This window comes from Sphingosinicella sp. CPCC 101087, from assembly GCF_004151485.1.
Classification (GTDB): domain Bacteria; phylum Pseudomonadota; class Alphaproteobacteria; order Sphingomonadales; family Sphingomonadaceae; genus Allosphingosinicella.
In genome coordinates this window covers 450,419-459,962 of sequence record NZ_SBFF01000002.1, presented here as the reverse complement: position 1 = coordinate 459,962, position 9,544 = coordinate 450,419, and the positions used below count along the sequence as shown (strand labels likewise).

13 protein-coding genes are annotated in these 9,544 nt (G+C 66.8%); 9 read left to right on the top strand and 4 right to left on the bottom strand.

The window, feature by feature from the left end; translation table 11 throughout:
• Window positions 1-921: FecR domain-containing protein (locus EKM57_RS05360; protein ID WP_165357188.1), on the bottom strand; the 921-nt coding region annotated here is incomplete at its 3' end.
• Window positions 922-1,097: 176 nt separating this feature from the next.
• Between EKM57_RS05360 and EKM57_RS05355 the strand changes: the two genes are divergently transcribed.
• On the top strand, window positions 1,098-2,780 hold the full coding sequence (locus tag EKM57_RS05355; RefSeq protein WP_129791426.1) for a ShlB/FhaC/HecB family hemolysin secretion/activation protein: 1,683 nt from the start codon (window positions 1,098-1,100) through the stop codon (window positions 2,778-2,780).
• Window positions 2,781-2,959: 179 nt separating this feature from the next.
• Here the strand turns inward: EKM57_RS05355 and EKM57_RS22645 are convergent, their stop codons facing one another.
• Both EKM57_RS22645 and EKM57_RS05350 read right to left on the bottom strand, forming a co-directional pair.
• The gene (locus tag EKM57_RS22645; RefSeq protein ID WP_256386856.1) at window positions 2,960-3,094 is read right to left on the bottom strand and encodes a hypothetical protein; all 135 of its coding nucleotides are present in this window, start codon (window positions 3,092-3,094) and stop codon (window positions 2,960-2,962) included.
• Between the two features lie 172 nt (window positions 3,095-3,266).
• Window positions 3,267-3,923, bottom strand: coding sequence for a DUF4893 domain-containing protein (locus EKM57_RS05350; protein WP_165357187.1), 657 nt, complete (start codon window positions 3,921-3,923; stop codon window positions 3,267-3,269).
• A gap of 234 nt (window positions 3,924-4,157) precedes the next feature.
• Between EKM57_RS05350 and EKM57_RS05345 the strand changes: the two genes are divergently transcribed.
• From EKM57_RS05345 to EKM57_RS05310, 8 genes are all read left to right on the top strand, one after another.
• Window positions 4,158-4,481, top strand: coding sequence for a hypothetical protein (locus EKM57_RS05345; protein WP_243450894.1), 324 nt, complete (start codon window positions 4,158-4,160; stop codon window positions 4,479-4,481).
• A gap of 128 nt (window positions 4,482-4,609) precedes the next feature.
• A complete protein-coding gene (gene rpmH / locus EKM57_RS05340) occupies window positions 4,610-4,744 on the top strand; it encodes a 50S ribosomal protein L34 (protein ID WP_129791470.1) in 135 nt (44 codons plus the stop codon).
• Window positions 4,741-5,100, top strand: coding sequence for a ribonuclease P protein component (rnpA, locus tag EKM57_RS05335; RefSeq protein ID WP_243450902.1), 360 nt, complete (start codon window positions 4,741-4,743; stop codon window positions 5,098-5,100). The genes rpmH and rnpA overlap by 4 nt, the downstream gene beginning before the upstream one ends.
• On the top strand, window positions 5,100-5,312 hold the full coding sequence (yidD, locus tag EKM57_RS05330) for a membrane protein insertion efficiency factor YidD (RefSeq protein WP_129791424.1): 213 nt from the start codon (window positions 5,100-5,102) through the stop codon (window positions 5,310-5,312). Before rnpA ends, yidD begins: the two co-directional genes overlap by 1 nt.
• A 21-nt stretch (window positions 5,313-5,333) precedes the next feature.
• A complete protein-coding gene (gene yidC / locus EKM57_RS05325) occupies window positions 5,334-7,133 on the top strand; it encodes a membrane protein insertase YidC (protein WP_129791423.1) in 1,800 nt (599 codons plus the stop codon).
• An 8-nt stretch (window positions 7,134-7,141) separates the two neighbouring features.
• Window positions 7,142-7,777, top strand: coding sequence for a ribosome biogenesis GTP-binding protein YihA/YsxC (gene yihA, locus EKM57_RS05320; RefSeq protein ID WP_129791469.1), 636 nt, complete (start codon window positions 7,142-7,144; stop codon window positions 7,775-7,777).
• A gap of 21 nt (window positions 7,778-7,798) precedes the next feature.
• Entirely contained in the window at window positions 7,799-8,470 is a 672-nt protein-coding gene (locus EKM57_RS05315) for a glutathione S-transferase family protein (RefSeq protein ID WP_129791422.1), read from the top strand.
• The gene (locus tag EKM57_RS05310) at window positions 8,467-8,925 is read left to right on the top strand and encodes a nuclear transport factor 2 family protein (protein ID WP_129791421.1); all 459 of its coding nucleotides are present in this window, start codon (window positions 8,467-8,469) and stop codon (window positions 8,923-8,925) included. The genes EKM57_RS05315 and EKM57_RS05310 overlap by 4 nt, the downstream gene beginning before the upstream one ends.
• 146 nt (window positions 8,926-9,071) lie before the next feature.
• Here EKM57_RS05310 and EKM57_RS05305 read toward each other — a convergent pair whose 3' ends face one another.
• The gene (locus tag EKM57_RS05305; protein ID WP_129791420.1) at window positions 9,072-9,521 is read right to left on the bottom strand and encodes a cupin domain-containing protein; all 450 of its coding nucleotides are present in this window, start codon (window positions 9,519-9,521) and stop codon (window positions 9,072-9,074) included.
• Window positions 9,522-9,544 lie beyond the last annotated feature (23 nt).

The following is a 9,544-nucleotide window of genomic DNA, read 5'->3' as shown; positions in this document are numbered from 1 at the left end:
ATCGTCGACCGGCGGCGGCGGCGGAACCTCGTCGTTATCGTCGACGGGCGGCGGCGGAACCTCCCCGCCATTGTCGACGTCGACTCGATGGACGGCGTCGGCAACATCCGCCATGGCCAGCTCGAAGCTCGCTTCCTCATCATCCAGATCGAAGCCGGCCCGTCCCTCGATCAACCCGTCGGTGGTCTCGGACAGAAGAACGGGGTCCTCGGCGACGGCGACGGCCAAAGTCGCGGCCGGGGTTGAGGGTCCGACATAGGGGGTGTTCGAAGCAGGAGCCACGGCGGTCGTCACCACGCCCGCCGGAGGCGCCGACGGCGACCGGATCGATCGGCTCGTCTCACCGTCGATATTGAGCTGGTACAGGTCGTCCGCGTCGACCGACGCGATCATGCCCGGACGAATCAACTCCACCGCGCCGCCGTCGGGGGTCGAGACCTCGACCGCGCCCTCGGTGACCTGCACCGACGCGCCGGCCGGCCCGACCGTTACCGTGAAGGTCGTTCCCTTCACGACGGCCGCCAGATAGGGGGTCTGGACCCCGAAATGCGGCGTTTCTCGCCGCTCGATGCGAAACAGGGCCGTCCCCCAGTCGGAAAGCCACTGCATGACACCGCCGCGCGCCTGTCCGGTCTGGCTCGCGCGCTGCGCGAGGCCCGGCTCGGGAATCCGGATCTGGCTGTTGGGCGACACGATGACGAACTCTCGCCCTCGAACGAGCACGGCCCGCCCCTGCGCGGCGGTGGCGATCGCGGATCCGGAGGCCAGCAGCGCTCCGCGCGTTGCCGCGCGCGTGCGACCATCCTCGATGACACGGACCGTGCCGCTGACCTCGCTGATACGCCAGGCACTCGACTGCGCGGCGGCGGGCCCGCCGCTGGCCAGCATCAGGGGCGCGATTCCCAGGAACAGCTTCTTCATGTCGGTTCCCCTGGTCCCCAATGAACAATGGGACCTGTCCAGCCTGGCGGCGTAACCCGCGTGCCTTGCCAAGCCGTGAAACGATTGCGTTAACTCTCTCCTAATCCATTGTTGGCGCACAGGAATTCGATTGCCACGCAAGGGAATGTTTACGATCGCCCAGTAGGGACCGCACGATGTCGTCCGCGATCCCGACAATCTCCTCGCGCCTGCGGGGCATGTTCCTCGCGATGACCCTGCTCGCCGCGCCCTGGGGCGCATCAGCCTCGGAGATGCAGTCTCCGATCGACCGAGCCGATCCGGCCGTGGTGGCCGAGGAACAGCAAAGCGCGGAGCCGGCGGATGCTACGCAAACGCTTCCGCAAATCCGCGCGGCACCTCCGGCCGACGACGTCACGGCGCCCGAACCGGGCTTCCTCGTCGGCGCGGTTCGCGTCGACGGTTCGGGAGTGCTGCCGCCGGCGGTCTTCACGCCCGCGATCGAGCCGTATCTCGGTCGCCGGCTCGACGAAGTCCAGCTGCGCGCGCTGGCCCGCGAGATCGCCGACGTCGCGCGTCAGGAGGGCTATGGCCTCGCCAGAGCCTGGATCCCGGCCCAGTCCGTCGCGAAGGGCATCCTGCGCGTGAGGCTCGACGAAGGCCATATAGACGGAATCGAAGTCTCCGGGCCCGCACGCATCGTCGTCGACCGACAGCTGGCGCCCCTCGCGCGTGGCCGCCCGCTCAAGACCTCCGAAATCGAGCGGCGGCTGCTGCTCGCTGCCGATCTCGCCGGGGTGAGCGTCGGGCAGGCGCGCATGGTTCGCCGCGGCGACCGGAATGTCCTTGCCGTGGCGACTCGCCTCCTCCGGTCGCGCACCCGCGTTTCGCTCGACAATTGGGGCTTCGATACGGTCGGCCCCATACGTCTCCACGTCTCCACGGAGCTGAACAGCCTGGCCAAATGGGGCGACAGCTTGCGCGTTGGCGGCAGTTCCACGCCGTTCCAGCCTGCAGAGTTCAAGATGGCACATATCGGTTACCGGCTACCGGTCGATCGGAATGGAACCGAGGTCCAGGCGTTCGCCTATGTGGCGCAGAGCCAACCCGGCGCGGGACTGGGCAATCGCGACCTTGAAGGCGACAGCTACGCGCTTGAGCTTGCCATATCGCAGCCGCTGAAGCGCAGCCGGCGCACGAGCCTTTGGGCCACGGTCGATATGACCGTTCGCGACAGCGAGTTCAGGCGTGAAGGCGAGTTGACGCGCAATGACCGGATCGTCGCGGCCACCGCCAGCCTCTACGGAACGGCCCGGGTCGGAGAGGGCCGGGCGAAGGCCCGTCTTTCTCTCGTCCAGGGCCTCGATCTGCTGGATGCCACCGAGCGGGGAGACCCACTCGCATCTCGCGACGACGCCGACGGTAGCTTCACCCGGCTCGAGCTGTGGGGCCACTTCGTGCACGAGCTCGGCGGCGATTTCAGCCTGATGGCAAGCGCGGAGGGGCAGCTCGCCTTCCAGCCCTTGCTCAGCAGCCAGGAGATGGGCTTGGGCGGCCGCTACTTCCTGCGCGGCTACGACTATCGGGAGTTTGCCGGAGACCAGGGCGCCGCCGGCGCCATCGAGCTTCGCTTCGACCTGCGCGATCTGCCGCGGCCGCTGCGGCGGGCACAAATCTATGCCTATGCGGATGCCGGCCACGTTTCCAACCTGCGCGGCGGCAGAGGCGGCGGCTCCTTGGCTTCTGCCGGGGCTGGCGTGCGGGTCTGGGCCCTCCACGGCATCGAGGCCTCGCTCGAGCTGGGTGTGCCTTTGAGCGACGGCGCCGGCGGGCGTCGCCCCGATCCGCGCCTCTCCTTCACGCTCGGTACCCGTTTCTAGATTCCGCGCGCGTCGCCCGCGGAGCCGCTTCTCGCATATTTCTCCGGCGCGCTCGAGCCGCCCGGGACCCCCAAGCTTCGCAAGAAATCTGAGTTCATCGGATATCGTTCTCACACAGAATGATATATGATCAGTATCTACTTGATTTTTGACTACTTTGTTCCCCGGTGATGTGGATCTTAGGCCGGAGGTCGCCGTCGCGCGGCCAGCGAGATGGCAATGGTGCCGCCGACGATGAGGAGGCTGGCGCCGCGCGCCGCCCAGATCGGGATATGAACGAAGCGCTCCCCGATCCTCTTCAGTGCGATGAGCACGAGCAGCTACGCGAGGCCCGAACGCAGATAAACCAGCTTCACTAGCAGGCCGGCCACGGCGAAGATGTTGGAGGTGTAGATGGCCGCCTCTCTCCCATGCCGAAAACAAGACGTCCGGCAAGAGGTTGCCAAGCGGCCGTGCAGCGGCGCCGCGACGCCGAGCCGCTTCTTGTCACTCGTCCGGCTGGACCGGCGCCGGAGTCAGCTCGTAGACGTCGATGAGCACCCCATCTCGAGGCTGCGGGACCACCAGCCTGAAGCGTAGCGAGCCGACCCGTTCGAACACGCCCGCGACGTTGGTCGCCGGATCGGTGCCGTAGGGCGGCGGCGTCTCCTGTCCGTCGGTCATCATGGACCCCAGGAAGATCATGCGGCGCGAATTGTCGTCGCCCCACAAATAGCCGAACGGCCGGTCGGTCCCGGTTTCCTTGGTGAGGAAGAGGGATTCGCCCTCGACGCCGACATGGCAGAAATGCTCCGGAAAGGCGGTCAGGACGCGCTCCTGGCTGCCGGGACGCACGATTCGGATCACCCGGCACCGGTAGGCTCCGGGAGAAGGAGCCGGCCACTCGAGCGCGCCGTCGGGATCGAGCAGCCCGCCTTCTATTTCGAGCCGGCGCTCGAAGCCGGCGCGGCGCGCCTCGATCAGCGCTTCGTCCCATATCCCCTCGATCCGCCCAAGCCGCTCCGCATCCGCGCCCGAGACCATGGTCATCCAGCGCGGCTGCTCCGCGACGATCACCGCGGGCTGCACATCCGGCTCGGCCGTCGGCGTCTGACAGGCGGCGGCGGCCCAGGAGAGGATGAAGACAGAGAGGAAGCGGGACATTTGCTCCACTTGTGGCCGTTCACGCATCGCCGTTCAGCTAGCGGTGTGGATAGTAAAGAAGTCGTTAAGAAATAGCGACGGACGCGACCGCCGGAGCTTGGACGAAGGCGGAGAGCGGATGTGTAAGCTCGGAATGGTCTACTCCCCGGTCGCGACCCGAAGCCTGCGAAGAGCCGCGCCGACCGCGGTCGCGCTCGATTGCACTCGCCGCCCCCCGCCCCCACATGCGAGGCCATGAGCATCAGGCGGAAATGGTTCGCGTGGGGACGCATTCCGATGGTCAGGCAGATCCTGTTCCTCCTCGGCTGCGTGATGATCATCGTCGCGCCTCTGGTGGGCGTGATACCGGGTCCCGGCGGAATTATCGTCTTCGGCTTCGGCTTGGGCCTCGTTCTCAAATATAGCGAATGGGCGAAGCGGCAATATGTCCGATTCAAGCGTCGTCACCCGAACAAGGGGCGCTGGGCCGATTGGGGCATGAGGCGATCGAGCGCCCGCCGCCGCGAGGCGCGGCTCCGGCGCGACGGCGGCATGTCCGACCGGCTTGCCGGCGATTGACTTTGCGGGCGCTTTTGCCTATCGGCGCCATCGATCCGGCCGCCCAGGCGGGGCTCACGACTAGCCACGGCTTTCGCGGGTTCCCACAGGCGGCCCTTTTCTTTCAGCGATCTTACGAGGAATGAGCGATGAAGCGCACCTTCCAGCCGAGCAATCTCGTGCGCAAGCGCCGGCACGGCTTCCGCGCCAGGATGGCGACCGTGGGAGGTCGCAAGGTTCTGGCGGCCCGCCGCAACCGCGGCCGCAAGCGCCTGTCGGCCTGAACCCGGCGATCGGCCGGCTCACTCGCCGCGCCGACTATCTCGCCGCCAATCGAGGCCTGCGTGCGCCCACGCCGGGTTTCGTGCTCCTCGTTCGCCCGCGCCGGGACCAGGATCCCTCGATCCGCCTCGGCATCACCGTCTCCGGCAAGGTGGGCGGCGCGGTCGTCCGCAACCGGATGAAGCGCCGCTTCCGCGAACTCGCGCGCATGGTGCTGCCGCATTCGGGCATCGCCGGGGCCGATCACGTCCTGATCGGTCGCGCCGGTGGAATCGAGAAGGCCTTTCCGGAGCTGCGCGCCGATCTTGAAGGCGCACTTGCTCGCCTGAGGCCGAAGGCCGAGCGGACGGCCGCCTGATGCTGGCGCGCTTGCTCATCCTGATCGCGCGCGGCTGGCAGCTAGGGCCGTCGCGCGTGCTGCCGCCGAGCTGCCGCTACACGCCAAGCTGCTCGGCCTATGCAATCACCGCTCTTTCCCGCTATGGCGCGCTCCGCGGAGGGTGGCTCGCCGCCAGGCGCCTGCTCCGCTGCCATCCCTGGGGGGGATCCGGCGAAGATCCGGTACCATGAGCTTAGAGGGGCCCGACCCAAGTGAACGAACATAAGAACATGATCCTGGCGATCGTCCTCTCGGCGATCGTGCTGATCGGGTGGGGCTTCGTCAGCGAAATCTGGTTCCCCGCGGCCAACCCTCCCGTGACCAGGATCGAAGACGGGCGCCAGGTCCCCCTGCCGCAGCCCGGCGCCGATCCGGCCGCCGATTCGCCGGCCGCGATTCGGGACCGAGCCGTCGTCCTCGCCGAGACTCCGCGGGTGCAGATCGAGACGCCGAGCCTGCGCGGATCGATTAACCTGAAGGGCGCGCGGATCGACGATCTCGTCCTGCTGCGCCATCGTGAAGGTCTCGCCAAGGATTCCCCGCCGGTGCGTCTCTTCTCGCCGGCAGGCACGCCCAATGCCTATTTCGGCACGTTCGGCTGGATCGGCGAGGGAGTTCCGACGCCGGGGCCGGACACGGTGTGGCAGGCGAGCAATGAACGCCTCACGCCCGCCAGCCCGGTAACGCTGAGCTGGAATAACGGCCAGGGCCAGATCTTTCAGATCGAACTGACCATCGACGACGGCTATCTGATCGCTTCCCGGCAGAGCCTGATCAACCGCGGGGCCGCGCCGGTGCGGGCGCGGCCTTATGCTCTGGCGAGCCGGGTCGGCCCGTCGGCGGATCCCGACACCTGGACCGCCCATGTCGGGCCGATGGGCGTGTTCGACGGCGCGGCCGACTATGACAATGATTATGACGACATCGCCGAGGAAGGCGAGCACCGCTCCCGAAGCCGCGGCGGCTGGGTCGGTTTCACCGACAAATTCTGGCTCGCGGCGGTCATCCCCGACCAGTCGAGCACGGTCGACTCCGCGATTCGCTACAACCCGGAAACCAACAGCTATCAGAGCGAGTTCGTCGCGCCGGCTGCGCAGGTCGCGCCCGGAGCGATCGCCTCCTACCAGTCGCACCTGTTTGCCGGTGCGAAGGAGATCGAGCGTCTCGACGCCTACAGCGAAGCGCTCGGCACGCCGCTCGAGCGAGCAATCGACTGGGGCTGGTTCCGCTGGTTCATGCAGGCGATCTACACTCTGCTGAACTGGCTTTTTGCCCTGATCGGCAATTTCGGCGTGGCGATCATCTGCCTCACCATCATCGTCCGGCTGCTGCTCTATCCGGTCGCCCAGAAGCAGTTCGCCTCGATGGCGGCTATGCGGGTCATTCAGCCCAAGCAGAAAGCGCTTCAGGAGCGCTACAAGGACGATCGGGTCCGCATGCAGCAGGAGATCATGAAGCTCTACAAGGAGGAGAAGGTCAACCCGATGGCGGGCTGCCTTCCCATCCTGCTGCAGATCCCGATCTTCTACGCGCTCTACAAGGTGCTGCTTCTGGCCGTCGAGATGCGCCACGAGCCGTTCGCGCTGTGGATCCGCGATCTCTCCGTGCCCGATCCGCTTACCCCGGTGAACCTGTTCGGCTTCCTCCCCTTCCAGCCGCCGGCTCTGATCGCCGTCGGAATCCTGCCGATCCTGCTCGGCGTGACGATGTGGCTGCAGATGCGCCTCAACCCGCAGGCGCCGGATCCCGTACAGCGCCAGGTGTTCGCGCTGATGCCTTGGGTGCTGATGTTCTTCATGGCGCCCTTTGCGGCGGGGCTGCAGCTCTACTGGGTGACCAACAATATCCTCTCGATCGGTCAGCAGCGGCTGCTCTACGCCCGTCACCCGGTGCTCAAGCAGGGCCTCGATGCCGCAACTGTGACGGGCCCCGCGCCGCCTCCCCAACCGGAATCGCCGGAGCCCAAGCCGGCGAGGAGCGGACGACGCAAGCCGAAGCCGCGCAGCCAGTGAGCGGCGAGATGGAGCCGGCATCGCTCGATGACGCCGCCCGGAAGCTCTTCTCGGGACCGGTCGCCTTCCTCAAATCTGCGCCTCAGCTCCAGCATCTGCCGCCGCCGGTCCTGCCCGAGATCGCCTTCGCCGGCCGTTCCAATGTCGGCAAGTCGTCGCTGCTGAACCGGCTGACCAACCGCAACGGCTTGGCGCGGACGTCCAACACGCCCGGCCGCACCCAGGAGCTGAACATATTCGACGTCGGCGATCCGCCCCGGCTGCGGCTGGTCGACATGCCAGGCTATGGATTCGCCAAGGCGCCGAAGGATCTGGCCCGACGCTGGCGATATCTGGTGAACGACTATCTGCGTGGGCGGGTCGTGCTCAAGCGCACCCTGCTGCTGATCGACGGCCGGCACGGAATCAAGGACGTCGATCGCGACGTGATGAAGATGCTCGACGACGCTGCGGTGGGCTATCGGATCATTCTCACCAAGACCGACAAGGTGAAGCCGACCGAGCTGGCCGAGGTGGAGCAGCGCACCGCCGAGGAGGCGCGGCGGCATCCCGCCGCCTTTCCCGAGATCATCGCGACGTCGAGCGAAACCGGCGCGGGGATGGAAAAGCTGCGGTCCGCGGTGTTAGAGGCGGCGCAGACCTGAACGATCGAACATAAGGAGTGGATGGCGTTGCTCAAGCTCATCATCGGCAACAAGGCCTATTCCTCCTGGTCGCTGCGCGGCTGGCTGGCCGTGAAGCAGTCTGGCCTGCCGTTCGAAGAAATCACCGTGCCGATGTTCGACCAGAATTGGAGCAAGCGGACCGAGGGCGACGAATTCGCGCCCTCCGGCGGAAAGGTTCCGATCCTGTGGGACGACCAGACGGTGATCTGGGACAGCCTGGCGATCGTCGAATGGCTCGCCGACAAGACCGACAAGGCGCGCTACTGGCCGCGCGACGATGCGGCGCGAGGCATGGCCCGGTCCATGGCCGCGGAAATGCACTCCAGCTACCCCAATATTCGCCGCGAGCTTTCGATGAACGTTCGCAAGCAGTTCCCGACACCGAAGCTGAGCGAGCCGGTGCGGACCGAGCTGCTGCGGATCATGGAATTGTGGGCTCAGGCGCGCGCGCGCCACGGCAGCGGCGGGCCCTATCTGTTCGGCGAGTTTGGTGCCGTCGACATCATGTTCGCACCCGTCGTCACCCGTTTCGTCACTTATTCGATCCCGGTCCCGCGCTTCGCCGCGGCCTATATGGAGACGATCCTCGACCATGCCTGGATGAAGGAATGGATCGAGGCTGCACAGGAGGAACCCTGGGTGATCGAGCAATATGAGCAGCCGGTCGGATGAGGCTATGGCTCATTGCGGCTGCCGCCGCGCTGGTGGGGCTCGGTATGCCCGCTTTCGCCCAGTCCGCCCCTTCGCAGGAGGCGATGCGCGAGCTCGCCGACCGGTTCGACCGGGCGCAGCTCGGCAAGGATCTCGAGACGCTGGAGGCGATGGTTGCCGAGGACCTCGTGTTCGTCGGCAGCGATGGGCGGCGCCAGGGCCGGAGTGAGTTCATCGCAGGATGGATGGATCCGCAGGTGACGTTCGAGCCGGTGACGATCACCGACCGCTATTTCCTGCCTTTGGCCCCCGATGTCGCGGTCGTCGGCGGCGAGGCGGTGCTGCGCGGGACCGCCGGCGGCCAGGCCTTCTCCAGCCGCATCCGCTTCTCCGACACGTTCCGCCGCATCGCCGGCGAATGGAAGGCGGTCCACATCCAGGCGACACGGGTGCCGGAAGCGCGTCCGCAGGAGTAGGATGCTCATCCGCCTGAGCGGACATCGACGCGACGGAAATCGGGCGGCGCGCAGACGCAAAGGTTGCTCGCCCGTCTGATCGTGACGAGATGATGGCGGCCGGCGGACCGGCAGAGGTTCCTCGCGTCTCCGCGCCGGGGGGCTTGTCAGAAGTCGCTTCCGTCCTTGCGGACGAACCGCTGGGTGGCGCCGTCCAGGTGCATGTCGACATCGGGATAGTGGCAGTCGGTGGTCGACGCCTTGCCGAACGCGAAGAAAACGCACGGCGCATCGCTCCGGTTGATGAGGTGATGGCCGTTGGGCACGCCCTTTGGAAAGGCTGCGCAATCGCCAGCGCGAAGCAGCGTCTCCCCCTCATCCTCGACCAGCACGGCCTCCCCCTGGATCATGACGACGAACTCGTCCTCACCCTCGTGCCAATGCCGCTGGCTGGAAATTCCGCCGGGCTCGAGCACGACATGAGAGACGCCGAAGTCGGTCAGGCCCGAGGCCGGGGCCAGTCGCCGGTAATGGCGCTTGGCCATCACCTCGGCATAAGGCGGCGGATAACCGGTCCGGCTGGTCTGCTCGATCGATTCCAGGGCAAGCTTCGGCATGGCGTTTCTCCGGTCCCGTGTTA